Origin of the sequence: Desulfuromonas acetoxidans DSM 684, from assembly GCF_000167355.1 — a bacterium.
GTDB lineage: Bacteria > Desulfobacterota > Desulfuromonadia > Desulfuromonadales > Desulfuromonadaceae > Desulfuromonas > Desulfuromonas acetoxidans.
The window spans coordinates 1-26186 of the sequence record NZ_AAEW02000018.1 but is presented as its reverse complement, the minus strand read 5'-3'; the positions used below and the strand labels follow the sequence as shown (position 1 = coordinate 26186).

21 protein-coding genes, 1 pseudogene and 1 CRISPR repeat array are annotated in these 26186 nt (G+C 52.8%); of the genes and pseudogenes, 13 read left to right on the top strand and 9 right to left on the bottom strand.

Going from position 1 to position 26186, the window contains the following annotated elements; genetic code table 11:
• The first annotated feature begins 259 nt into the window (after positions 1 to 259).
• The 3 genes from DACE_RS13545 (at position 260) to casA (ending at position 4942) form a co-directional block, all read left to right on the top strand.
• Positions 260 to 736, top strand: coding sequence for a hypothetical protein (locus tag DACE_RS13545; protein ID WP_006002103.1), 477 nt, complete (start codon positions 260 to 262; stop codon positions 734 to 736).
• A gap of 94 nt (positions 737 to 830) precedes the next feature.
• Entirely contained in the window at positions 831 to 3488 is a 2658-nt protein-coding gene (gene cas3, locus DACE_RS13540; protein WP_006002102.1) for a CRISPR-associated helicase/endonuclease Cas3, read from the top strand.
• Entirely contained in the window at positions 3485 to 4942 is a 1458-nt protein-coding gene (gene casA, locus DACE_RS13535) for a type I-E CRISPR-associated protein Cse1/CasA (RefSeq protein WP_006002101.1), read from the top strand. The genes cas3 and casA overlap by 4 nt, the downstream gene beginning before the upstream one ends.
• Here casA and DACE_RS13530 read toward each other — a convergent pair.
• Positions 4920 to 6072 (bottom strand): annotated as a pseudogene (locus DACE_RS13530) (IS3 family transposase); the annotation flags it as partial. The gene casA and the pseudogene DACE_RS13530 sit on opposite strands and share 23 nt — an antisense overlap.
• A gap of 144 nt (positions 6073 to 6216) precedes the next feature.
• Here DACE_RS13530 and casB point away from each other — a divergent pair.
• From casB to DACE_RS13480, 10 genes are all read left to right on the top strand, one after another.
• A complete protein-coding gene (gene casB, locus DACE_RS13520; RefSeq protein ID WP_006002099.1) occupies positions 6217 to 6684 on the top strand; it encodes a type I-E CRISPR-associated protein Cse2/CasB in 468 nt (155 codons plus the stop codon).
• 15 nt (positions 6685 to 6699) lie between these two features.
• Complete coding sequence (gene cas7e, locus DACE_RS13515; RefSeq protein WP_006002098.1) at positions 6700 to 7794, top strand: type I-E CRISPR-associated protein Cas7/Cse4/CasC; 1095 nt, start codon at positions 6700 to 6702, stop codon at positions 7792 to 7794.
• Between the two features lie 3 nt (positions 7795 to 7797).
• Entirely contained in the window at positions 7798 to 8484 is a 687-nt protein-coding gene (cas5e, locus tag DACE_RS13510) for a type I-E CRISPR-associated protein Cas5/CasD (RefSeq protein WP_006002097.1), read from the top strand.
• A complete protein-coding gene (gene cas6e, locus DACE_RS13505) occupies positions 8471 to 9076 on the top strand; it encodes a type I-E CRISPR-associated protein Cas6/Cse3/CasE (RefSeq protein ID WP_006002096.1) in 606 nt (201 codons plus the stop codon). Before cas5e ends, cas6e begins: the two co-directional genes overlap by 14 nt.
• Before the next feature lie 20 nt (positions 9077 to 9096).
• Positions 9097 to 9261, top strand: coding sequence for a hypothetical protein (locus DACE_RS18215; RefSeq protein ID WP_155809136.1), 165 nt, complete (start codon positions 9097 to 9099; stop codon positions 9259 to 9261).
• The gene (gene cas1e / locus DACE_RS13500; RefSeq protein ID WP_006002095.1) at positions 9258 to 10181 is read left to right on the top strand and encodes a type I-E CRISPR-associated endonuclease Cas1e; all 924 of its coding nucleotides are present in this window, start codon (positions 9258 to 9260) and stop codon (positions 10179 to 10181) included. Before DACE_RS18215 ends, cas1e begins: the two co-directional genes overlap by 4 nt.
• Positions 10162 to 10479 carry a type I-E CRISPR-associated endoribonuclease Cas2e gene (cas2e, locus tag DACE_RS13495; protein ID WP_006002093.1) on the top strand — a complete coding sequence of 106 codons (318 nt, stop codon included), beginning with the start codon at positions 10162 to 10164 and terminating at the stop codon, positions 10477 to 10479. Before cas1e ends, cas2e begins: the two co-directional genes overlap by 20 nt.
• A gap of 94 nt (positions 10480 to 10573) precedes the next feature.
• Positions 10574 to 17129: direct repeats of the CRISPR family, unit length 29 nt; unit sequence ATGTTCCCCGCAGATGCGGGGATGAACCG.
• Positions 17130 to 17218: 89 nt separating this feature from the next.
• Positions 17219 to 17533, top strand: a complete 315-nt coding sequence (locus DACE_RS13490; protein ID WP_006002091.1) for a hypothetical protein — start codon at positions 17219 to 17221, stop codon at positions 17531 to 17533.
• Positions 17534 to 17756: 223 nt separating this feature from the next.
• Complete coding sequence (locus DACE_RS13485; protein ID WP_040367505.1) at positions 17757 to 18110, top strand: DUF4124 domain-containing protein; 354 nt, start codon at positions 17757 to 17759, stop codon at positions 18108 to 18110.
• Positions 18058 to 19122, top strand: coding sequence for a TPM domain-containing protein (locus DACE_RS13480; protein WP_040367504.1), 1065 nt, complete (start codon positions 18058 to 18060; stop codon positions 19120 to 19122). Before DACE_RS13485 ends, DACE_RS13480 begins: the two co-directional genes overlap by 53 nt.
• A 4-nt stretch (positions 19123 to 19126) precedes the next feature.
• Here DACE_RS13480 and DACE_RS13475 read toward each other — a convergent pair whose 3' ends face one another.
• The 8 genes from DACE_RS13475 to DACE_RS18340 all read right to left on the bottom strand — a co-directional run.
• Positions 19127 to 19384, bottom strand: a complete 258-nt coding sequence (locus DACE_RS13475) for a glutaredoxin family protein (RefSeq protein ID WP_006002089.1) — start codon at positions 19382 to 19384, stop codon at positions 19127 to 19129.
• Positions 19385 to 19396: 12 nt separating this feature from the next.
• Positions 19397 to 20524, bottom strand: coding sequence for an alanine dehydrogenase (ald, locus tag DACE_RS13470; RefSeq protein WP_006002088.1), 1128 nt, complete (start codon positions 20522 to 20524; stop codon positions 19397 to 19399).
• 263 nt (positions 20525 to 20787) lie between these two features.
• Entirely contained in the window at positions 20788 to 21627 is an 840-nt protein-coding gene (locus DACE_RS13465) for an HDOD domain-containing protein (protein ID WP_006002087.1), read from the bottom strand.
• Positions 21628 to 21818: 191 nt separating this feature from the next.
• On the bottom strand, positions 21819 to 22325 hold the full coding sequence (locus DACE_RS13460; protein WP_006002086.1) for a Pycsar system effector family protein: 507 nt from the start codon (positions 22323 to 22325) through the stop codon (positions 21819 to 21821).
• Positions 22322 to 22879: a PqiC family protein gene (locus tag DACE_RS13455; RefSeq protein WP_006002085.1), complete on the bottom strand. Its 558-nt coding sequence runs from the start codon at positions 22877 to 22879 to the stop codon at positions 22322 to 22324. The genes DACE_RS13460 and DACE_RS13455 overlap by 4 nt, the downstream gene beginning before the upstream one ends.
• A complete protein-coding gene (gene pqiB, locus DACE_RS13450; RefSeq protein WP_006002084.1) occupies positions 22876 to 24528 on the bottom strand; it encodes an intermembrane transport protein PqiB in 1653 nt (550 codons plus the stop codon). The genes DACE_RS13455 and pqiB overlap by 4 nt, the downstream gene beginning before the upstream one ends.
• A complete protein-coding gene (locus DACE_RS13445) occupies positions 24521 to 25750 on the bottom strand; it encodes a PqiA/YebS family transporter subunit (protein WP_006002083.1) in 1230 nt (409 codons plus the stop codon). The genes pqiB and DACE_RS13445 overlap by 8 nt, the downstream gene beginning before the upstream one ends.
• Positions 25751 to 25900: 150 nt before the next feature.
• A partial coding sequence (locus DACE_RS18340; protein WP_040367502.1) for a hypothetical protein occupies positions 25901 to 26186 on the bottom strand: 286 nt, incomplete at its 5' end.

The following is a 26186-nucleotide window of genomic DNA, read 5'->3' as shown; positions in this document are numbered from 1 at the left end:
CTTGGGGTGACATCTTTTGTCACGGCAGCGGTTTATCGTTTATTTCAACGATGAACTGAACCCGCATTTCTCACAAGAGACCTGCTGCGAATCCGGCAAGGACTATGTCTGTTGCGTTACGCTTGAAAAACGTTCTCGGCAGACTGTAAGTATGCCTACGAGCGTTTTACTACGCGTGCCTTGCAGCCACGGCCCTTTCCGGCCTCTTGCGACGATTTTTGTGAAAAATCCGGGTTGACGCCACGACAGGAGAATGCCCATGAACACCACCGTTGCCACCCAAGCCCCCGTGACCTTGACTGCCCTGAGTTGGATTTGCGAAACCCTGCTTGCCCAGGTGGTCGCCTTTTTCGATGCCCTCGAATCCTGGTTGCCCCGCTACCTGGCGCTGATGATTGTCGCGGGCACCGTCTGGTGCGGCTACACATCCGGTATCTACGGAGCCTTGCTGCTCGGCCTGCCCCTCGGCGGTGTCATGGCCTTGAGCTACGGTCTGGTGGTTGTGCTGGCCATGTTTTTGCTAGGCCTGGGCCTGTGGCTGATGTTGATCCCCGTCTACTGGCTGGCCGACAGCCAGGGCTGGCAGTTGCCTACGGTGTTGGAAAATCACACCACCGTTTCCCGCTGGCTGCGCCGCTGGCCTCACTGGTATCAGCGCACCGACAATAAAACTGCCGTGCAACTGCTGACGTGGTTGGTGATCGGTGTGTTGCTGGGGTGTTGGGTGCGGGAGTAAGAAGATTAGAACTGTTGAAGATTGGAGAGGGGGAGCGTAGCCTGTTGCGAATGTAACTATGAGTTATTGTTATGTGATTTTTAGGAGGGAAAAAATGGAGTTCGTAAAATTTTATGCCTACTGGGGCAAAACAGCTGAGGATGGCCGCTATCATCTGTTGCCCTATCACTGTTTGGATGTGGCGGCAGTGGCAGCTGCATGGTGGAATGCAAGTTTTGCTATCCGTCATCGTTTTTGTCAGGGACAGGATGAAACTCGAATCCGGGCTTGGTTACTGTTTTTCTGTGCCTTACATGATTACGGAAAGTTTGACTTACGGTTCCAACTCAAAAGCCATCCTGCGTTCAAACAGCTCTATGGTTTTTCGGATGGCATTCTGCCTTCTAAGAATGAAAGTAAGGACTACTGGCATGGAGAGGCCGGACTGTATTGGTTCCATAACGATATTCTGGAGCTTTTCGGCGAGGGGGATACCGGTGATAGTCTATTTGTGGATGAAAATGATCCTGAGCAGTGGGCGGCTTTTAAGCCTTGGATAGAAGCGGTTACCGGACATCATGGGCATTTAAAGAATGCCGACTACCTGCGTGATTTATCCTTCAGCTCCCAGGTTGATGACCGTTATGCCTCAATTGATTTCAAATCTCGGGTGGCATGGCTGTACGCTCTTGAAAAGCTTTTTTTGACTCCGGCGGGCCTATCAATGACCAGCGAGCCACCCTGCCTCTCATCTTATCAAGCCGTTTTTCTCGCCGGGTTTTGCTCTGTTGCCGATTGGCTGGGCTCCCGTTGTGACGATACAGATTTCTCCTTTCTTGAAACCCCGCAGGATCTTCAATCTTATTTTGAAGGAAAGATTGCTGCCGATGCTCAAAGAGTTCTGCAATTATCCGGCCTCATCGGTCAGCCAAAGTCTTTCTCTGGAGTCGCCGCTTTGCTTCCTGCTGGAAAGCCTCCTCGACCTTTACAGTGTTTAACCGAAAATCTTCCAGCCAATCCGTCCCTGACTATCATCGAAGCGCCGACCGGAAATGGTAAAACGGAAGCCGCCCTGGCTCACGCCTGGAAAATCGTTGATAGCGGGTTGGCTGAGGCGATTATTTTCGCGTTACCAACCCAGGCGACTGCTAATGCCATGTTTGGTCGTTTGGAAAAAGCAGCGAAAATCCTTTTTGCCGATTCTCCCAATCTCCTGTTGGCCCACGGGTTTGCCAGATTTAATGAACCTTTTGCTGAACTGAAAAAACGAGGAAGGGTTGAAGACGGCGATGAACAGGACGGCTGGGTCAAGTGCAGTGAATGGTTGGCTGAGAGTCGCAAACGGGTTTTTCTTGGTCAGATCGGAGTTTGCACCATTGATCAGGTGCTTATTTCGGTGTTGCCGGTCCGGCATCGTTTCGTGCGAGGTTTTGGCGTGGGGCGCAGTGTGCTGATTGTCGATGAGGTGCACGCTTATGATGCCTACATGTATGGTTTGCTGGAAGAGGTTCTACGACAGCAACGAGCATCTGGTGGATCAGCGATTCTGTTGTCGGCAACCCTGCCTTTTCACCAAAAACAGCATCTGTTTTCAGCGTGGGATAGTGATTTGCCAGAGTCGCGAGAGCGCGATTCCTATCCTCTCATCAGTTGTGCCACCAATAGGGAAGTTTTGCCGCTTTCGTTGGCGGAAGATGATGAACCGGACCCGCTTACTGTCAACGTCGAATGCGTTCGTTTTGACGGCATGGTGCCTGATGCGTCGTTGATAGAGCGGTTGATCGCAGCCGCTGCGGCGGGAGCACAAGTGGCGGTGATCTGTAATCTGGTTGATGTTGCACAAAACCTTTATGAGCAACTGAAGAAACAGGCGAAGGAGGCCTCTATCACGGTTGATCTGTTTCATGCCCGGTTCCGCTTTCTTGACCGCCAAGTGAAAGAACAGAGCGTCATACACACCTTTGGACTTAACGGTAATCGCAAAAAAGGGCGGATTCTGGTGGCGACACAGGTGGTGGAGCAATCTCTGGATGTCGATTTCGATTGGATCATCACGCAACTCTGCCCCATTGATCTCTTATTTCAGCGCATGGGCCGTCTGCATCGCCATGAAATCAATGATGCAACGCGTCCAGCTGCTTTTTCCAAGCGGTTGTGTACGGTGGTGTTGCCGACCGACGATGATTACGGCGGTACTGCAGTCGTTTATGGCAACAAGCGCGTTTTATGGCGCACAGAGCAGATTCTTGCTGAAAGTGAACAGATAGTCTTTCCAGTGGCTTACCGGACCCAGATTGAAAAAGCTTATCAACAGGAACCGTGGCCCTATGAACCCGAAGAGATCACTGAGGCTAACCGTGAGTTCGAGGATGAAATTTACATCAAAGGCTATAAAGCACGCCAGGCGGTCAATATGGCCAGAGATTCCAATCCTTTTGTCGATAGCGATGAAAGCATCACCGCCGTGACCCGCGATGGAGAAATGAGTTTGACGGTCATTCCATATCTCGATTCGGACGCCGGTCGCCGGACACTGGATGGTGACTTATTGGACTCGCTGGATGAATACCGGTTGCTCGAAATACTGGCGCTCAACAGTATCAATGTGCCGGGAACAGGAGGGTGGAAAGGCGCTTTGAAAGATGTCCCTCTGGGGGAGGATAAACGGTACTGGTTAAATATGCAGCCGACAAGAGAGGGATTTATTGCCGAAGGAATACAGACAATTTTTCGGTATCACCGGGATACCGGTTTGAGGAGGGAGAAAAAATGAATCTATTGAGCGATGCCTGGATACCTGTTCGGTTACAGGGTAAAGCCTCGGCGCAGAAGCTAACAGTTCGACAGCTTCTCTGTGGAGACGAACACTGGGAGTTGTGCCTGCCACGTGACGACATGGAACTGGCGGCATTGCAGCTGTTGATTTGTCTGACCCAGGCCCTGGCAACACCGGACAACGCCACCACATTGAAACAGCGAATCAAGACGCCGTTAACTGGGGAGCTGCTCGATAGCGCGGGCAAATTCTTTAATGATTGGTTTCAGCTAGATCATCCAACATCCCCCTTCATGCAAGTCCGTAACGTCAAGGCAAAAGAACCGACTCCGATGGACAAACTGCTGGCCGGGGTTACCGGCGCCACCAACAGCTGTTTTGTCAATCCATCCGGCTTGGGGGAGTCCCTGTGTGCCGGGTGTACAGCGATAGCCTTGTTTAACCAGGCCATGAACGTACCCGGTTTTGGTGGCGGGTTCAAAGCCGGCTTGCGCGGTGGGGCACCGGTAACAACTCTGGTGCAGGGAGAACATTTGCGCCAAACCATTTGGTTGAATGTTCTCACTGAGGAAAACATTGACCACTTGTTGCCCTGGCATCAGAAGACAAAGAAACAAAAACCGACATGGATAGACCCTATTAAGCCGGAAACTTTTGCCGCTCAGAGCATTGGTTTTCTTCGTGGACTGTTTTGGCAACCGGCACACATCGAACTCTGCCAGGCAGAGCAAGGGGGATCATGCAGTTGTTGTGGTCAACACCATGTCGAGGTTTATCGGGGCTTCAATAAGGCCAAATTCAGTTACCGCATTGAAGGTTTGTGGCCCCATCCTCATGGAGCCAGAATCGTTGCTTTGAAAAAAGGGGAGAAAGAAGAAAAATTCGTGAGCTTCACCACAACCGCACCCTCATGGACTCAGTTGGGGTCCTTTGTTTTTGCACGGGATGTGGTTGATGCCAAAACACCAGGTCAACAGCCGGCTGCTGTGATTAAACAGGCACAGGAATTAGGCTTGCGAAGGCTGGCTTTGACAGTCGGCGGTTATCGCAACAACCAAGCCTCTATTCTGGAACGCCGTCATGAACTCCTCTCTTTAGGCCAGGGCTGGAATAAACATCCGAAAACGGTTCAAGAGATTGTGGATAAGGCCCTTGGTTACCGTGATGCTTTGAATAAGGCGCTTTTGACCTTTTTTAAAGGAATGAACAACAAAGAAATCAAGGGCGCCGGAGTAGCTGTTCATGAAGCGGGCAAAGAGCAATTCTATCGCCGTAGCGAAGGAATCATTCTTGATGCTCTGGCTAGTGTGGACTTTGAGAATCCCAAAGAAACTCTGTTGACTCTTGGCGAAGTCCTGCACCGCCTTGACCGTGAGCTGTTTGAGGAACTTGTCCAACCTTATTTAAGTGATCCGAATCTGGGTTATACCCCGTTTCTACGGACGGTTTGAAAACAACTGAAACTCCATATCACGTCTAGCAATCCTTTTCCTCATTCGTGGATTATGGAAGCGTTCAATATAGTTGAATAGATCCGCTTTGGCGGCATCCATTGTCGGATATCTCATCCGATTTGTGCGTTCTCGCTTGAGAACACCAAAGAATCCCTCGCAGGCTGCGTTATCTCCACAATGACCAACAGCACTCATGGAGCAAACCAGGGCGTTCTCCTTCAAGAATCTTTGGTAGTCCGTGCTGCGAAATTGACTGCTGCGATCCGAATGCAAAATCACATGGTTACTTTCTTGACGTTGCCACACGGCCATTTCAACGGCACGGATCACCATCTGCCGGTCTTGGCGATGGTGCATTGACCAGCCAACGACCAACTTGCTGAACAGATCGATGACAACACACAGATAAAGTTTTCCTTCGCCGGTCTTGAGTTCTGTGATGTCTGTGACCCATTTTTGTTCTGGTTCCAATGCCTTAAAATCACGCTGCAACTGATTCTGAACATCGGCAGGGACTACAACTGGTGTGTGATATCGACCTCGTTTTTTCTTTCGCGGCCAGCCTTGAAGTCCGGCTGAAGCCATTAAACGAGCAATGCGATTTTTACTTGCAGTCTCTCCGGTTTCCCGAAGGTCTTCATGCATACGCGGAACACCAATGGCACCGTTGCTGTCTTCATGGATTTCACGAATGCGCTTCAGTAGACGCTCGTTGTCAATCTGTCGTGTGCTGGGGGATCTTTTCTCCCAGTCATAATAACCACTGTGAGAAACTTTGAGGCAACGACACATCAAGCGAATAGGAAATTCATTGCGACAACGTTGAACCGCCTGATACTTCAGGACGACTCCCTGGCAAAGAACGTTGCCGCTTCGCGTAAAAAATCCCGTTCCTTTTTTACCCGGGCTAATTCACGTTTAAGAGCTGCAACCTCATCATCTCTGGGATTTCCAGTCCCGCCAAAGGCATGGCGGCCCTCTGCCTCAGCCTCTCGCTTCCACCGTGAAAGCAGGTTGGCATTGATACCGAGTTCTCTTGCAACCTGAGCGCAACTGACATTAGGCTGGCAAGCCTGTTCTACTGCCCCACGTTTAAATTCCTGACTGAATTTTCTTCTCTTAGACATAAACACTCCTTTAGCCCACTATAGGCTTTTTTGAAGTGTCCGTAAATTCGGGGTAGAACCCTCTGATTCACACTATGGCGATAGCCCGTCGGGTTCTTTTTAAACACCTCAACGCACTTAAACCTCTGAAGGAGGGGGGAGTTGATGACAAAAGAAAATGATTTTATGGAGCTGTACCAGGCCTGGAAGTCTTTGCCGAATGGTTCCAAAGCTGAATTGAGACGCTGCACCAAACCGGACGATCTGCTGGAAGTGCCGGCCTTTTATCGTCTGTTCGGCGGACGCGGAGAAAAAGAATGGCAAAAGAAAGCCTATCAAAGGCTGATTTTTTGCCTGCCCTGCATTGAGCATACGGAACAAAAGATTTCTTTAGGGGCTGCTTTGGCAGGTGGCCGCAAAGGAGAGCGACCAGCAGTTTCCGAAAGCCGCATGATCCAGGTGATCCGCAACCAGACCCCCAACGACATGATCCAGTTGCGCCGTATCCTCAAACAGGTTGAACCTAAAGTGCATTGGCCGCTTATGGCAAAACAGCTGTGGTACTGGGATTACAACGAACGCAGTAAACGTGATTTGCTCGAAGATTTTTTCATCAATCAGTCAGATAAATAATCGGAGGAATAACCCATGAAGAATTACGTCAATTTTCACATCCTGATTTCCCATAGCCCTTCCTGTCTGAACCGTGATGACATGAACATGCAGAAATCTGCAATTTTCGGTGGTGTTCGCCGGGTACGTGTTTCCAGTCAGAGCCTTAAACGCGCTATGAGAAAAAGCGATTATTATGCGGACAACCTGGGTGAAGGTAGCATTAGAACAAAGCATCTGAGTCAATTGCGGGACAGGTTTATTGCGGAACTTGAGGGCCGTTTCCCTGTTGAGATTATTGAAAAAACAATGAAACTTTTGATTGAAAAAGATGTTGCCGTTGATGGCATTGTCGAAGGGGATGCCGTTGCTCCCTGGGCGCTTGAAGAGTTTTCCTGGTTTTGTGAACAGGTCAAAAAGGCTCAGAACGAGGGAGTGGATGACAAGGCCTTGATCAAACAACTGAAAGACTCTGTCGAATCCATGCGCAAGACATTGGTTGGCGGACTGGATATAGCCCTGTCTGGACGCATGGCAACCTCCGGCTTGCTCAGTGAGCTTGGTCAGGTGGATGGTGCTCTGGCTATGGCGCACGCTTTAACGACACACGCTGTTGATTCCGATATTGACTGGTTTACCGCCGTGGATGACCTTCAGGAACAAGGTTCTGGTCATCTTGATACGCAGGAATTTTCCAGTGGCGTCTTTTATCGTTATGCCAGCCTGAATCTCGGCCAATTGCAGGAAAATCTTGGCAACGCATCACGGGAAAAAGCGTTGGAAATTGCTTCCCACCTTTTGTACATGATGGCGACCGTGGTTCCTTCGGCCAAGCAACAGAGTTTTGCTGCACACAATGTGGCGGATCTGGCGCTGGTTTCGTTTTCCGACCTTCCCATTTCTCTCGCGAATGCTTTTGAAAAACCCATCATGCAACATAACGGCAGTGGCTTTCGGGAACCCTCAATGACGGCACTGCAGGATTATTGGCAACGTGTGCATATCGGATACGGTCTGGATGAACAGTGCGCGCAGTTTTCCTTGGCAAAATCAGAAATTCCAGAGGGGATTGCTGTCAAGACGAACCTTGAAGAATTGAAAACCTGGGTGCGCAATAATGGTGAGGGGTAAGCTATGGAGGATTTTCTGATTCTCAAACTACAAGGTCCGATGCAGGCCTGGGGTGAACATAGTTTTGAGGGGACCCGCTCGTCGGGAAATTTTCCGACGCTCAGCGCTCTACTTGGTTTGCTCGGTGCCTGCCTTGGAATTCGTCGTAACGAGCATGGTCGCTTGCAACAGTTGGCGGACAGTGTTCATTTTGCGGTACGCAAAGAGGTTCGTCATGTCAAAACAGCAGGCAGCACTTGTCCTTTAACGGTGATTAAAATGACGGATTACCACACCGTTCAGGACGCGCGCCAGAATTACAGTGGTTTAAAAAGTCATGAAACCATCCAGACGTGGCGGGAATACCTTCAAGACGCTGAATTCACCGTTGCAATTTGGGTCGATGCTGGAGCCACCGTTTCACTGGCTGATCTGGAAAGGGCGATCAAAAAGCCGATTTTTACCCCCTATCTGGGACGGCGCAGTTGTCCGCTGGCACAGCCTCTCTTCTCCCGAAAGGTTTCGGCACAAAATCCTTTGCAAGCTTTTGAACAATGCGAGGGGGCTGGTGGCGTGGTGTTCACGGATGCTGATATTGATGGCCTGGCGGATCGCAGTATCCGTTTGCGTGATGTGCCGATGATCAATCAACCACGTCAATTTGCCTCTCGCACTGTCTATATTTACGGAGGACCGCATGTATCTGAGTAAAATCATGATCAAAGGGGCTGCATGTCGCAATCCGTATGAAATCCATCGAATATTATGGAACCTGTTTCCTTCAGATGCCGATGCACAGCGTGATTATCTGTTTCGAGTGGAGCGAATGGGGCAGCAGCAGGCGGAAATTTTGTTGCAATCGCAAAGAAAACCCGAGTGCGCAACACGTGATGCATCCCTGCTGGCGACACGGGAATACGTGCCTCGATTGCGGTCCGGGCAGCGACTCCGTTTTATGGTAATTGGTAATCCTGTTAAGACCATTCTCGACGAAAGTGGACGGCTTAATCGGCAAGGAGAGGTGAAAAAATGCCGTGTGCCGTTAATTCGTGACGAAGAATGGCGACAGTGGTTGGAACGTAAACTGGCTGGCTGCGCAGAGTTAGAAACCCTGATCGCCGAAAAACGTTTACCGATGAATTTTCGCAAAGCCAAGGAGCGTCGTGTTGGGAAAATTCAGCCCGTTCGTTTTCAAGGTGTTCTCAAAGTTGAGAATGAAGCAGCGTTGATGGATTTGATTGAAAACGGTATTGGTCCTGCAAAAGGGTTTGGCTGCGGGATGTTGTCTTTGGCACGAGCATAACGTTCTAAAGGAGCCACTCCATGGCCAATGAAGCCAAAAAGATCGAACATAGCGGCGCAAAAAAGGGCAAGGGGGCCTATTGGGGCTATAAAAAGGATGCCAAGAAGGAACCCAATCGTGTTCGTCGTGAAGCCGACAAGACCGAGTCAATACCTGGTCTCAACGAACAGGAGGGAGGACAATGAGTGAACCGTTATTGCCACCCCTCAAACCCATTCCCATCAAAGACCGCATTTCGGTGCTGTTTGTCGAAAAAGGGCAGCTCGATGTGCTCGACGGGGCCTTTGTCCTGGTTGATAAAACCGGCGTGCGTACCCATATCCCCGTGGGCGGTATTGCCTGCCTGATGCTGGAACCGGGTACGAGGGTATCGCACGCTGCTGCAGTGCTGGCATCGCGCGTCGGTTGTTTGCTGGTGTGGGTGGGGGAAGCCGGGGTGCGGCTGTATTCCGCCGGGCAACCGGGTGGGGCACGGGCGGACCGTCTGTTGTATCAGGCCAAGCTCGCTCTGGATGATTCAGCGCGGCTCAAGGTTGTGCGAAAAATGTACGAATTACGCTTTGGCGAAAAACCGCCGGAGCGCCGCAGTGTCGAGCAGTTACGCGGCATCGAAGGGGCGCGGGTGCGCAAAACCTACGACCTGCTGGCAAAACAGTATCGCGTCACCTGGAAAAAACGCAATTATGACCACTCCGAATGGGGTAGCGGCGATGTGCCCAACCGCTGCCTCAGTTCGGCCACCGCCTGCTTGTACGGCATCTGTGAAGCCGCCATCCTCGCGGCCGGTTATGCTCCGGCCATCGGTTTTATCCATACCGGAAAGCCGCAGTCCTTTGTTTACGATATCGCCGATGTGTTCAAGTTTGAAACCGTGGTGCCGGTCGCCTTTCGCATCGCGGCCAAACAACCGCGCAACCCGGAACGGGAGGTGCGGCTCGCTTGCCGTGATGCGTTTCGTCAGAGCAAAATCCTCAAACGAATCATTCCCACCATTGAGCAAATTCTCGCCGCCGGAGAAGTAACCGTGCCGGGGAAACACATCGAAGCTGTTGATATGGCCATCCCCAACAAGGAAGGAATCGGTGATGCTGGTCATCGTGGTTGAAAACGCCCCGGACCGTCTGCGTGGACGATTGGCTTTATGGCTGCTGGAAGTGCGTGCCGGTGTCTATGTCGGCAAGCCGCCTCGGCGAGTACGGGATATGATTGTCGATAACGTCCATCAGGGCATCGAATCCGGGAATGCGGTTATAGCCTGGAGCACGAATACTGAAGCCGGTTTTGATTTTATCACTCTCGGTGAAAACCGCCGTATTCCAAAGGAGATGGATGGCATCAAGCTGGTGTCCTTTCTTCCGGAGGTTGAATGCCTCCCTACCGATACAAGCAAAAATGGTGGATGATTCGTGTTTCTAAAGAGATGTAGATAGCCCTTCTTTTTCTGGTAGAAAAAACAGTTCATTGAAAACTGAATAAATACGAATAGATATAAATAGTATGTTCCCCGCAGATGCGGGGATGAACCGTTGATGACTTTGTTTGTCCAAGATGAAAAAACATGTTCCCCGCAGATGCGGGGATGAACCGAGATAGTGAAATTGCTGTCGTCTGAAATAGCTATGTTCCCCGCAGATGCGGGGATGAACCGCATCCTACGAGTTACAACGCAGCTTAGGCATAATGTTCCCCGCAGATGCGGGGATGAACCGACACATTTACCTTCACCGACGAAGAGCGCGCCATGTTCCCCGCAGATGCGGGGATGAACCGAACTGTTTTACGGATCACTGGTCGAAAGCCTCATGTTCCCCGCAGATGCGGAGATGAACCGTGGCTGGAGGGCATCGGCTTTGCGCCTGACCCATGTTCCCCGCAGATGCGGGGATGAACCGGCATTGCCAATGCCGCAGCAGACAGCACCGGGATGTTCCCCGCAGATGCGGGGATGAACCGTTTTTTGGATTCTGTACGGAGGTAACGACCCCATGTTCCCCGCAGATGCGGGGATGAACCATCAGCACCGTGGTGGTGGCCGATGCGGAAGCCATGTTCCCCGCAGATGCGGGGATGAACCGGCGAAGCCGGGTACCAGGATGCGCTCGACGACATGTTCCCCGCAGATGCGGGGATGAACCGCCCGTAATCGTGATGGACAAGGCAAAGACGGTATGTTCCCCGCAGATGCGGGGATGAACCTGGGGTAGCGGTGGCAAGAAAGCGGTATTTTACATGTTCCCCGCAGATGCGGGGATGAACCGCCCAATATCAATGGCGGCTTGGATTTCTGACAATGTTCCCCGCAGATGCGGGGATGAACCGTTGACGTTGAGATAACTACTGACCGCGCCTTGATGTTCCCCGCAGATGCGGGGATGAACCGATGCATTAAAGGCTGTCGTAAACGAGTGGGCAATGTTCCCCGCAGATGCGGGGATGAACCGTCTCAACAGCCTTAAGCGTGGCTGAAAATTCAATGTTCCCCGCAGATGCGGGGATGAACCGGAAGCTGTGCAGGTGGCGGCTATGGGGCTTAAATGTTCCCCGCAGATGCGGGGATGAACCGCGATAGTCAACTGAAGTTTGCACAGGACTATAATGTTCCCCGCAGATGCGGGGATGAACCGTTCTTCCGTAACAATCAAAATAGCTCTGACAGATGTTCCCCGCAGATGCGGGGATGAACCGATTGAGGCGCAACAGCTTCGGTTTGCACAGACATGTTCCCCGCAGATGCGGGGATGAACCGAAATAGCGCAGAACGTCGCCGCCATGCGAGCCATGTTCCCCGCAGATGCGGGGATGAACCGCTAACCCCCTGCATCCTGACCAGCGGGGCAAAATGTTCCCCGCAGATGCGGGGATGAACCGTACCTGTATCAACTTTGGGGATCTCCAGAACTATGTTCCCCGCAGATGCGGGGATGAACCGTCTGGCATTGCGCTAAACGATACGCTACAGTTATGTTCCCCGCAGATGCGGGGATGAACCGCGCCCGATGAAGGAAAAGAGGAGACCGAAGAAATGTTCCCCGCAGATGCGGGGATGAACCGGTCTATCTCTTGCCCGCTATCCTTCCGCGTGGATGTTCCCCGCAGATGCGGGGATGAACCGTTGGCAACGCTTGGCTGGGCGGGGGCGTTGGGATGTTCCCCGCAGATGCGGGGATGAACCGACCTGCTGTAATTAAATATAGGAATTTTTGCGATGTTCCCCGCAGATGCGGGGATGAACCGCGGTTAGCCATTTTCTTCATCCTCCATGCTGGATGTTCCCCGCAGATGCGGGGATGAACCGCACAAAAGAGGCGCTTAAAATGGAAATTCAAGATGTTCCCCGCAGATGCGGGGATGAACCGCTCTCTGCTAGTTTCAACGCCTGTCCGCTGCCATGTTCCCCGCAGATGCGGGGATGAACCGAAGACAAACAGCACCAAAATGAATCTGGAATAATGTTCCCCGCAGATGCGGGGATGAACCGATAGGGAGGCGCGCCAAGTTGGAATCGCAAACATGTTCCCCGCAGATGCGGGGATGAACCGAAAAAACGTGCAGAGATGGATGGACAACCACAATGTTCCCCGCAGATGCGGGGATGAACCGTCCCTGCATTTCTGGCAGTATTCGCACTCGCGATGTTCCCCGCAGATGCGGGGATGAACCGATGACTGAGCAACTTCTTCCAACCGTCAACACATGTTCCCCGCAGATGCGGGGATGAACCGAAGTATTCTGGACCTCAACACCGGAGCCAGTAATGTTCCCCGCAGATGCGGGGATGAACCGTGATTCTCCCGGCCAATCTCTGGCGGTGTTTCATGTTCCCCGCAGATGCGGGGATGAACCGTTGCGGTTTGGCATCAAGAGCGGCACCGACTGATGTTCCCCGCAGATGCGGGGATGAACCGCACTCTTCGAAACCCCGGCGAAGATCGTCGCGATGTTCCCCGCAGATGCGGGGATGAACCGCCCCGGAGCGATCCGGGGCCGTTGTGTTAATAATGTTCCCCGCAGATGCGGGGATGAACCGGGATATAGCGGAAATCCATCAGTACATCAGGGATGTTCCCCGCAGATGCGGGGATGAACCGGCACGGATAATGCTGTACTCCTGATCTTCACGATGTTCCCCGCAGATGCGGGGATGAACCGTATGGAGTGGAACCAGGGTCAATTTCTTATGAATGTTCCCCGCAGATGCGGGGATGAACCGGCCTGCAGCCAGCAGGATGTCATCAAACACGTATGTTCCCCGCAGATGCGGGGATGAACCGTTTTTCCGGTAGCTCAATTACCAGTTCATCAAATGTTCCCCGCAGATGCGGGGATGAACCGTTGATGTTGATTGACCCTCCACCACCACCCGAATGTTCCCCGCAGATGCGGGGATGAACCGGATTAACTCGGGCGCAAGAGCTTGAGGCAGGGATGTTCCCCGCAGATGCGGGGATGAACCGGCGTCATGGAGAACTGTTAGATTCGAAGGTATATGTTCCCCGCAGATGCGGGGATGAACCGATACGCTAAACACTGCGATTGAGTATGCTGGTATGTTCCCCGCAGATGCGGGGATGAACCGTAAAATAGGGCCAGCACTTGCGCTTGCAGGTGATGTTCCCCGCAGATGCGGGGATGAACCGTAGGTATAGATGTAGTTAGTAGCGCAACGCCAATGTTCCCCGCAGATGCGGGGATGAACCGTAACTCCGTCAACAGTAACCTCAACCTCGACAATGTTCCCCGCAGATGCGGGGATGAACCGGTACGGCAAGCAAGGCGGGCGCCGCAACAAAGATGTTCCCCGCAGATGCGGGGATGAACCGGTCTGTCATTACTGGCTTTCTTGCCTCCTTTTATGTTCCCCGCAGATGCGGGGATGAACCGCCATCCCGTGATCTCTTGCTCTAATATAGTCAATGTTCCCCGCAGATGCGGGGATGAACCGGATCATTTTAAGGGCGCGCCTGGTGCTGTATCATGTTCCCCGCAGATGCGGGGATGAACCGCCGCCAGTTCCAGAGTGGTCAAAGGACGGTGCATGTTCCCCGCAGATGCGGGGATGAACCGTATTGGTTAGGTTTGGACCTGCCGCTTTGCCGATGTTCCCCGCAGATGCGGGGATGAACCGAGCGCGAAAAGAGTTCACAGACGAACAGGTTAATGTTCCCCGCAGATGCGGGGATGAACCGGTAGGTGTTGCAATGATCCACCCTGAAAACGTATGTTCCCCGCAGATGCGGGGATGAACCGTGGTACGATGCCTCAGCATCACAGCGGTGGTAATGTTCCCCGCAGATGCGGGGATGAACCGCTTTTCACCCCACCAGATACCACCCAAATTAAATGTTCCCCGCAGATGCGGGGATGAACCGATGATCCTGATTCCGGTGCTGTTCAGGTTGCTATGTTCCCCGCAGATGCGGGGATGAACCGTGGATGGCGTTCACGTTGCGTTATCCTGAGCAATGTTCCCCGCAGATGCGGGGATGAACCGTTACTCAGGTCAACGGCTGTCATCAAATAGTTATGTTCCCCGCAGATGCGGGGATGAACCGCGGAGATGCTTTGTGTGTTCCCACTTGCGAGCATGTTCCCCGCAGATGCGGGGATGAACCGACACCATCCTCTGATCCGATTGGGCTGACTGAATGTTCCCCGCAGATGCGGGGATGAACCGAAATTTAGTTCTTCTGCTCTGTCGATAACGTCATGTTCCCCGCAGATGCGGGGATGAACCGTGTTCTTCACAGCAGTAGCCTTTATCTCCACAATGTTCCCCGCAGATGCGGGGATGAACCGGAGCCTAAACAGATGAGCGCAACAGCACACGAATGTTCCCCGCAGATGCGGGGATGAACCGGCTCAATTGTTTGTGCGACCAGATAGCTTGGTATGTTCCCCGCAGATGCGGGGATGAACCGTTTTGAGTGGTAACCCTTCACATCTTGATAAGATGTTCCCCGCAGATGCGGGGATGAACCGCATTCGAAGTGCCATAATCTATTGAACATCCAATGTTCCCCGCAGATGCGGGGATGAACCGCTATCATCCTTTGTTGGCGTCTTTGTTCTCAAATGTTCCCCGCAGATGCGGGGATGAACCGGCTCAATTGTTTGTGCGACCAGATAGCTTGGTATGTTCCCCGCAGATGCGGGGATGAACCGAATAAAACGTGCGTCCTCTTTAGGGATTCCGCATGTTCCCCGCAGATGCGGGGATGAACCGTTCTTGCTGTTTAGGTAAACCTCTATGCCTTTATGTTCCCCGCAGATGCGGGGATGAACCGTCTGACATATCAATACTCCTTATTCTGGTAAAATGTTCCCCGCAGATGCGGGGATGAACCGTGGGACTACTACCAGGAATTCACCAAATTTCAATGTTCCCCGCAGATGCGGGGATGAACCGCTTGAACAAGAAAAAGCAGAGCTTGCACGTCTATGTTCCCCGCAGATGCGGGGATGAACCGGTTTTCCCAGACCTAAATAGCATCCGACGCGAATGTTCCCCGCAGATGCGGGGATGAACCGCTCGTTGACCTTTTTTATCACGGCAGACAGGTATGTTCCCCGCAGATGCGGGGATGAACCGTTCACAACAATGCCAGCCCCAGACACGCGAGCATGTTCCCCGCAGATGCGGGGATGAACCGGGGGCCGACCATGACCCTGAAGCTATGTCCGTATGTTCCCCGCAGATGCGGGGATGAACCGCTTGGTGCCGATGACGGCATCAACGCTGTCGAATGTTCCCCGCAGATGCGGGGATGAACCGATTGAGGATGCCACGCAGCGCGGCTTTAATGCATGTTCCCCGCAGATGCGGGGATGAACCGTCGTCACGCTCCTTGACAACCTCATCGAATAAATGTTCCCCGCAGATGCGGGGATGAACCGACGTGCGGCAATTTTCATACCGCTTGTCATGGATGTTCCCCGCAGATGCGGGGATGAACCGCTCATCAACCTTTTTATTGACAAAATCACGTCATGTTCCCCGCAGATGCGGGGATGAACCGGCGGTCATTTTGCTGTCGTCTCTCCGGTGGTCATGTTCCCCGCAGATGCGGGGATGAACCGCACCTGACTGGCTAAAATCATGGACAGACTGTATGTTCCCCGCAGATGCGGGGATGAACCGGTGCGATATTGCTTGCTGATTCATTGAGAGCCATGTTCCCCGCAGATGCGGGGATGAACCGTCGAGGCCACCATCAACGGCAACGTGTTTAGGATGTTCCCCGCAGATGCGGGGATGAACCGAGGTTTTTTTGGCGTTGCTCGAAGAATCAAACATGTTCCCCGCAGATGCGGGGATGAACCGGATTCAAAATGACCCTTTTCGGAGAAATAATCATGTTCCCCGCAGATGCGGGGATGAACCGAGCGCTGAGGGTGCTTCGGTGATGGAGCAGATATGTTCCCCGCAGATGCGGGGATGAACCGAGAGCGGCCAGTGACCACGCCCAGAGGTTGCCATGTTCCCCGCAGATGCGGGGATGAACCGCCGCTGGAACTCATTTTGTCGCCAAGACGATCATGTTCCCCGCAAATGCGGGGATGAACCGATGATTGCCGGGTCGCGTCGGATGCTATTCAGATGTTCCCCGCAGATGCGGGGATGAACCGGCTTAACATTCCTTTGTTACTCCTGAAAATACATGTTCCCCGCAGATGCGGGGATGAACCGGAACAAGCGCCACAGACAACTGGTATATGAAAATGTTCCCCGCAGATGCGGGGATGAACCGGTAATATCCATTTTTTTACGGGTGTCGTTGCCATGTTCCCCGCAGATGCGGGGATGAACCGTCCGATCACCGCCCAGATAACGGCGGAGATCGATGTTCCCCGCAGATGCGGGGATGAACCGCCGCTCAAAGTGCCACGGCTTGTAATACTTCCATGTTCCCCGCAGATGCGGGGATGAACCGGCAGTGGCATCTATCGGCGTATCACGCCGGACATGTTCCCCGCAGATGCGGGGATGAACCGAACTGGCTGCCCACAGGCGCACTTGTTTTTTTATGTTCCCCGCAGATGCGGGGATGAACAACAAGTAGTGACATCGCTCGTCATTCCCTTCGTCCATGCTAAACTTGTAATAAACCATCTTACATTCCAAACCATATAAAGGAGTTGTCTATGACCCAAGAAAAGCATGATCGCATGGAAGATCTTTCGAAATGCATTCCGGTTCCGGATGACACCCAGGCGTTTATGTGTGCCCGCTGTGGCGCGGTATCATTGGATGTGGATCGTTTGTGTCAACCTTTGGGCAAAGGGTGCCGGCGTGATTGGTGTGGCACGCCGAGTTTGAAACCGCCGGAAAGCTGTCAGAATTTCCCTAATAATCTTCGTTATATCTGTGGTAAGTGCCGCAAGGTGGCTGTGAATCCGGAATTGTTGTGTGATCCGCAGCCCTATCCCGAACCGGAACAGAAGGAGGGAGCATCGTAAGGCACCTTCCGTTTTAGAAACGATGCGCCGTTGAGTTTCTTGTCAACGGCGTTTTTCTTTGGGGTGAGTCAGCCGTAGATAGGCATTTGGTAAGGGAATATCAGTGCGTTATCGGTTCTTCTAATAGAGTAATAACAGCGCTGGTGTTTTTGACTCTTTTCGAGTATTTATGGATAAAAGTGAACGGTTTTTTAGGCATCAACCTTTGAGAGTGGAGGAAGCCATGCGTTGTGTTGTGGTTTGCTTGTGTTTGGTGTGTCTGTTCCCGGCGGTGAGTTTTGCCGGACCGTTGTATAAATGGGTGGATGATAAGGGTGTGGTTCATTACAGTGACCGCCATCCTGGTTCTTCCGCCAATGTGAAAAATTTCGAGGATCGTTCTTATCCGGACGCAAAACCATCCCAGTCTGCTGATGAGACCTCTGCCATGGCAGAGCAGGATGCTGCTGAAGAGCCTGAAATGATGGCTGCGGAGGAGGACGAGACCGATGAGGCGACTGATGAGACAAGCTCGGAAGAGGACAATGCCGACCTGGAACAGCAAGAGCCTGAAGAAGACCCTGCTGACGAACGCTAGTGTTTTTTTGCTGCTTGCGGTTTTGGCATTCAGTGCGGGCTGTGAACGTACGACACTGGAGGAACGAGCAGTTGTCGATCAGGCTGACCTGCTGTCACCACAGGCAATTCAGCGGATTGAAAGCCTGGCGCATTCGATGCTGAAGCATAATGGCGTTCAGCTGCAGGTGGTAACCCTGAAACAGACGCCGGTGGATATTGATGCTGCGGCGTTGCGCTGGATGGAGGAACACCACGTTGGTCAACTGGCCGGTGGTGCCCGCGGCGTGGTGCTGATGGTTGATCCGGTGGCGCAGCAGGTGCGCGTTGAAATCGGTTATGACCTCGAAGGGGTGTTCAGTGATGTGATTGTGGCGCGGATTGAGCATGATCAGATGGCCCCATTTTTTGCTGCGAACCGGGTTGGTGACGGGATTGAGGCTAGCTTGGAGTTGTTGGTTGCTGAACAGCCGGAAAATGAGGTGGTGCCGACGCAGGGAATGGCAGGGCGCTATTCCGGTGGGGGCGGGGCGGTGACGACAGTTCCCATCAACAAGCCGCTGTCGCCTGAATTCAGCGGTCCGATGTCAGAGTCGGTCCGCAGTCGTTTTGTGCCTCAACCAACGCCGTTGGCGGCATTGGAATGTTATCGGCAGGTTCTTGAAGAGCATGTTAAAGATGCTGAATTAACGTTGTACACGCCAGCCACTCGCGAGTTTTTTGCCAGTTGGCTGGTAACGGATGCCCAGCAGAATAATGAACGGCGTGATTTGGAAAGAGGTTTAGCGCAGGCCGAAGTGTTTGAGCAGGGTCCGCTGGCGGTGGTGCGCTTCTCTTTGGATCAGCGCCAGTGGTCGCCGTATTTTTTTGAACGCTGTGAGGATGGCTGGCAACTCGATTTTTCAACGATGAGCCGCGTTGTCGGCTTCAACCATCGCAATCAATGGTTTTTCCGCACGTTGAATCATCCTTTTATGTTTGCCTTTCGCGATTGGTCTTTCGATGGCAATGGCTTTGCCCATGACAACCGCTAATATTTCAAGCTGATGCGTCCTCCTTCTGCTGGTCAATAAATCTGCGAATGCGTTGTTCGTCGAGCAGCACACCACTGAGAATCTCATCACCAATTTTTAAGGCCGGAATCATACGGATTCCATTGCGCCAACTGCTAACGGCTGTGGTGGCAATTTCGACGGTTTCAACGGTGATATCTGTGTCGGCGACGATCTTGTCCAAGGCTCGTTTGGCCAGAAAGCAGCGTGGACACAGGGCTGTTCGGTAAAATGTGATGGTCATTGATGCTCCTGATTATGAGTGCGGTGTGGCAAGCCAGGATGCCAGCGGTGCGGATTTGAGGCTGTGGGCTTCGGCAACCTGGCGATTGTACAGGATTCCATCGTGAACGTTAACCCCATTAGCCAGATGAGGGTTGCGCTGACAGGCTTGTTCGGTGCCATGGGCGGCTAGTTGCTCAATGAATGCCAGCGTTCGGCCGGTGAGGGCCAGAGTGCTGGTGCGTGCTACGGCTCCGGGGATATTGGTGACGGCGTAATGGATAACGTCGTGCGCAATGTAGGTGGGATTATCGTGACTCGTGGGGCGAATTGTTTCAACACAGCCGCCCTGATCAATGGCGACATCGACGATGACGCTGCCCGGCTTCATGGCGGCCACCATGTCGCGGCTGACCAATTGCGGGGCTTTGGCTCCGGGAACCAGCACGGCACCAATGAGCAGATCGGCCTGACGGGTTTGCTCGTGGAGAGTCTTTTCACTGAGAATGTGGGTGGTGATGCGGCTGGCGTAGCGCTGTTCGAGCTGTTCGAGACGACGGGCGCTTCGGTTGAGCACGACCACCTCCGCACCCATTCCGACAGCGATTTCAACCGCATTTTCACCAACGGTTCCGGCACCGAGAATGACCACCCGTCCACGACCGGCTCCGGGAGCTCCGCTGAGCAGAATTCCTTGTCCACCGTGGTTTTTTTCCAATAACGATGCACCGGTTTGTACGGCCAATCGTCCGGCGATTAAACTCATGGGATGGAGTAGCGGCAGAGTGCCGTGGGGCGCGGTGACGGTTTCATAGCCGATGGCGGTGATGCCGTTGTCGAGCAGTTGGCGGGTCAGATCGGGTAGCGCGGCGAGATGAAGATAGGTGAAGAGTGTTTGCCCGGCTTTAAGCAGTGGGAGTTCCTCGGGCTGTGGTTCCTTGACCTTGACAATTAAGTCGGCCCGTTGAAACAGCTCTGCACGGTCAAAGGCAATATGAGCACCGGCATTAAGATAATCGCTGTCGCTGATACCGCTGCCGGCTCCGGCATTTTGTTCGACACTGACATGATGGCCAAGTCCGGTGAGACGTGCCACGCCTTCTGCGGTCATGGCGACCCGGTATTCGTTGTTTTTAATCTCTTTGGCAACGGCGATATTCATGGTGATCTCCCTGATAGGTGCGTTGTCCTGCCGTGACTTAGCTCGTTCAAAGTATAACAGAAGCAAAGAGCGCTGCAGGGCGCTATCGATTTGACAGGGTGTGCCGGGATGTTAGATTGAAAGCATGTCACTCGTTGTGGCAGACGTGTGCATCCGTGTAACGGGAAAGGCCCCGGTGTTGAACACTCAACGCTGGGGCCTTTTTCTGTTGTGGCAGGGGAGGTCTGTACGACGGTGATCTTTGCGAGACATGCGGGCTGAAATCAGCGCGACATCATCTGACTGATCTCGTCGAGGGTGCGACACTGTCCTTCAATGAAAAAGATACTTTCTTCAAAAGAGATACGCGACATAAACGACGGGTGGACTGAGTAATTCCTCAGGGAGTGGAACTCTTTTTTGTAGAGCAGATTGGCCAGAGTGCTGCACAGGCGAATCAATTGGACGGCTGATCCGGAGGGGCCATGAATGTTGGGGTTGCGCAGGTGGAGGATCGGCTCGACAATGGTTTTGGGCAGGTTCCAACTTCGGATCAGCAACGCCCCGGCCTGATAGTGGTCGAGGTGAAATAGACGGCGGGTTTTCTCCGACAGGCTGACGGTGTCTGTCATCAGAGCCTGGTTCATTTGTTCCGGAAAACAATGGGCCAGAGCGGCAACGCCGATATTGTGCAGCATGCCTGCACTGTACAGTGCCGGGGCCTGGTCGAGCGGATTTTTGAGCCTCGGAGCCATTTCGCGGGCCATGGTTGCGGTGACCAGGGCGATAAACCAATGGCGGTGGCCGTCAAAGTTGCTGACCTTGTTGAGGTTGAAACTGTCGGAAACCAGAAATGCCAGAGTCAGGCTGCGGGTCAGTGATAAACCGAGAACCCGGATAACCGCATCTCGGACGTTATCGATTTCGCCGGCTTGACGAAAATAGGCCGAGTTGGCGCACTGCAGCAGGCGGGCGGTAATGAATGGATGGAGTTCCAGCAAGGCAACCAGATCTGTGAGATCGCTGTGGTCGTCACCGATCATCTGCAATAGTTGGGCGAACTGCTCTGGTGGTGCAGAGATCTCGCGCACTTTGCGGATATGGTTGCTGATTGAATCCCCCATGTTTTGACTCCCGACCGGACCCTTAGAAGGGCCCTTCTTTAATGTGTTTTTTTACAACATTAAAATTTAGGTTTTATTTTAGCACTTTTTGCCAGGCTTTTTAGACATTTTTTCATTTTTTTTGCCGCAATTGCTTGTTTAGGTGAGAAACTTCCTATATTCCCAATGGTTAACAGGAAAAAATATTTGTGTCACATGGGTAAGCGATGGATCACGGCACTGAGTGTCGCACCGATGAGTCCCCCCAACAGGCACCACAAACCATCGCGAATCAGACCATATTTACGGGTTAGACGATGTTTGCCGAGGTAATAGATTTCATGCAGGTAGGCATCGTACAGAGCGTTTTTGTCGGCAATGATCTGTTTGAAACGGGTACTGAACTCCTCTTCGCTGAGTTCAGAAAACGAGCGAAAGTAAAACAGGTTGGTCTCTCCGCTGGCATGTAGCGGCGGAATGATGGCCAGAATAGAAAAAAGAATGGCCAGTAAGCCGGCTCCGGCAAGGATCAACACCGTTGACAGATGCAGCCGGTCGTACTGGGTCAGGGTAATGGTGATAACCAGCGATGAAACGGTAAGGATCATCGATGCCTTGGAGTCGGCCATCTGGTTGAGCTGCATGTGTTTGCTAAGGTTGGCGCGCAGCGCATTCGTGGTTAGCAGCCGTGGCAGCAATGGCGGTGTTTCTTCGTTCATGGCGTCTCCGTTTTAGCCAGTGTGTCGGGAGCCAGTGTCTTGACCAGAGTCATCGCCTGCTTATCGAGCAGGTGGTGCAGACTGGCGACGGTGGTGTCATAATTTGCGGATATCGGATGTTCCTCATAACGGAAGGTCTGAGGAGCGCTTCCTTGCGTCCACCATTGCCCGCTATAGATCACGGTTCCGTTATTGAGGCGATGAAACTGATCAATCAGCAGGGTCATGGTGGGCGGGGTAGTTTCAGTGCGCAGACCGCTTTGCAGTCGGCGCTGCAGATAGCGGGAGATCATGCCAGGCAGCGGTTCGGCCCAACGGTGGTAGTGCGCAGTGGCAATGGTTTGATCTCCGTGTTCAACCACCAGTCCTCCCTGACTTAAAAATGGCGCGCATTCGACACTTATTGTGGCAGGTGGCGAGAGAACGGCTGATGCCTGATAGTCCGGTGCAATGAGGTAGTAGTGGGTTTTAGGTGTTGTCGGTGAGCTGCAACCGGCAACGAGTAACAGGCCCAGAGTAGTGACAATCGTTAAATAAAAGGATGCACGTCTCATAAGTTATCTCCTGCCAGGGGATCCTCTGGCAGAGGATCGGAAAAGAGCAATTCACTGGGTTGGGTGGCCAGTTGAACACTGAGTTGATCGACACTGTGCAATGTTTTCTGCAACTGGTCGAGGTTGCCATTGAGCTTGCGATAGAACGGTGAGCCTGATGAAAAATCACCTGCCAGACCACCGAGGTTGTGACGCAAGTTTTCAAGCGTGTTTCGTAGCTCAAGCGGAAGGTTCTGAGTGTCCTCGTCGCCTAGGAGTTGATCCAACTCAGCAAGAACCTGGTCGGCTTGAGTCGCCGCGGAGCCAATACTTTTCAGAGTACTGTCGGCACTGAGAACAGTTTCTTTCAACGGCAGGTTGTTGATGGTATCGAGCAACTGGGTGATTTTGTTCTGAATCTGGTCAAAGCCGCCCGACAGGGTCGGCAGCACAACATAGCCGGCGATGTGTTGCAGGTCAGCCTCGGGTGGATGGTCAAGAAAATCCAGTGAAATATACAGGCTGCCGGTCAGCAGATTGCCTGTTTTCAGCGTAGCTCGCAACCCTTTGGCAATGCTATCTTCAAGGCGTTGCTGCATGGCGGCGATAGTTTGCGGCGTGTCGTTGCCGGTGAGTGCTGCCGGTGTTAGACGAATGAGGACCGGAACCATTTTGTAATCGTTATCCAGATAGAGATTCTCTTCAGGAAGATAATCAAACGAGATCCCCACCACTTTACCGATCTCCAGGCCACGGTAGGTGACCGGGGCACCCGGCAACAGGCCACGAACGGAACTGTCAAACAACAGCAGATAGTCGGCGGTGTGCTTGTAGCTTGTGTGGTTGATGCTTTCCTTGTCGGGGTAGAGGAGAAACTCCCGACCATCGTCCACGGCTCCACCGGGGGGTAAGTTGTCCGGCAAGGCAAACGAAACGCCACCGATCAGCAGGGATTCCACGGATTCGCTGTTGAGGCGCACCCCTTCAGCGTCCATTTTAACGGCAATGCCGCTGGCATTCCAGAATCGGGTGTTTTCGGTAATCAGGTCATCATAGGGGGCGTTGATAAACAGGGAGAAACGGATTTGGCGTTTATTGGTGTCGAAGGCGGTTTTTTCGACGCGACCAACCTCAAAACCGCGATACAGCACCGGTTCGCCGGAATTAAGCGAGGTTTGATCGGTGCCGATCAGAGTCACATGCAGTCCCGGTGTATTGGCCGGGGTCAGTGGGGGCTCGTTAAGGCCTTTAAAATGATCGTGACCCGCTGAGCCACTGCCGGGGGAGAGTTCGATATAGGCACCACTGAGCAGGGTGCCCAGTCCTGAAATGCCGCTGGCACCGATCCGCGGTCGCACCACCCAGAATTGACTGTCATCGCGCAGCAGGTCGCTGCTCTGTTTCTGAATTTGCGCGGTGACAAGAACGCCATCGCGTTTTTTGTTCAATGCAACACTTTTCACCAGACCAATATCGACACTTAATGCTTTAATATGGGTTTTACCGGCCTCAATTCCTTCGGCACTGACAAACTCAATGGTGATCAGCGGGCCACGGTTCTGGAAATTATGCACGGCCATCCATCCACCAAGCAGTACGGCGACGATGGGGATAATCCACACCATGGAGAAACGTTTTTTTTGAGAGATAACGGCTTGAGTCTCAGTCACGGGAACTCTCCTCAATTTTATCCCAGATCAGCCGCGGATCAAAAGACTCCGCAGCAAACATGGTAATGATAACAACCCCGGAAAAGGCCAGTGCAGCCGGGCCGGGGCGAATGGATAAGATGCCGCCGAGCTGAACCAGAGCGACGAGAATGGCGACTACAAACACGTCGACCATGGACCAGCGGCCAACAAATTCTGTGATGCGGTACAACGAGGTGCGTTGGCGTGGTAATGGGCTGTTGGGGCGGTTAACGCTCCAGCACAGCCAGAACAGGCCCAACAGTTTGGCCAGGGGGATCAGAATGCTGGCAATAAAAATAATCAGGGATACCGGGTAACTGCCATGGTGCCACATCATGATGGCACTGCCGATAATGGTGCTGTCGGTGTTGTTGCCAAACTGATCAGTATGGGTGATCGGCAGCACGTTAGCGGGCAGGTAAAGCACCACGGCCGTGATTAGACAGGCCAGGGTGCGTTGCAGGCTTTGCGGGGTGCGATAATGCAGCGTAGCGCCGCATCGTGGGCAGTGGTTGAGATGTTCCGGACTGGTGAGTGTGCAGATGTGACAATGGGCCAGCCCTTGAGTTGCGGCAGTCTGTCCACTGGTGGCCTGCGGTGACGGAAAAGGCAGAATGATGCGCCAGAACTGGTAGCGGTCGAGCCGGGTCACGGCAATGAGAAAACACAGCGAAAAAGCCACGTAGGCCCAGAATGACAGCCCGAGCACAATGGTGGCCATGCTGGCGATCTTGGTCAGGCTGGCCAGCACACCGAGGATGAATACCTCGGCCATGCTCCATGGTCCCAATGTGAAAATGAAACGAGCCCACAGTCGGCAACCGATCACCGGGCGTTTTTTGAGGACAATCGGCATCAGGACAAGAAGCTGGCTGATGAGGATCAGCCCGGGAAAGATGATAATGAATGCCAGAACGAAAAAACTCAGAACCTGACTGCCGGTCTTATACAGCTCTTGAGCGCTTTGCAGCAATGTCATGACTTGTTCACGACCACTGGCTTCAAAGGAGAGAAACGGGTAGAGGTTGGACAGGATGAGGAAGATCAGCGCGGCCATGGCGAAGGCTGCTGAACGCTCCAGTGCGCGGTGTGCCCGATGCGTTAGCAGATGGTTGCACCGGGGACAGAAAGCGCGCTGGCCATCGCGTAGCGCTGGCAGTTCAATGATGAGGTCACAATCAGGACAACTGACGCGGTTCATACCTTTTCTCACGCATAAGTGAAATAAGGTGACATTATAACATTAATGCCGTTCGACGGGTGAAAATGTCGGACCGTGTCTTGGTTTTAATGATCAGCGGCGAATGTTGACAATCGTCTCATTGCTGCACTTCGACGCGCCTCGTAGAAGTTAGTCGAGAAATTTTTGCGTGAGGTGGTGCGCCGTTGTCGCTGTCTTTTTATCAATCTCGCAGCGGATCAATTCTTTGAGATAGTCAGCGGCTTGCTCTCCCCACAGGTATTCATAGTCAAGATCGAGATACTTGGCAATCGCACCACGGATTCTTGAGCTATGTCTCTGGTTTTTAATCGTTTTTTGCACAGCATGATAGCCCAGACCGGTGTCGCTGGCAATCTGGGTTGCGCTGATGCGGCGAAGAGACAATAATTTTTGCAAAGGTGTCTTAGTCATAGCA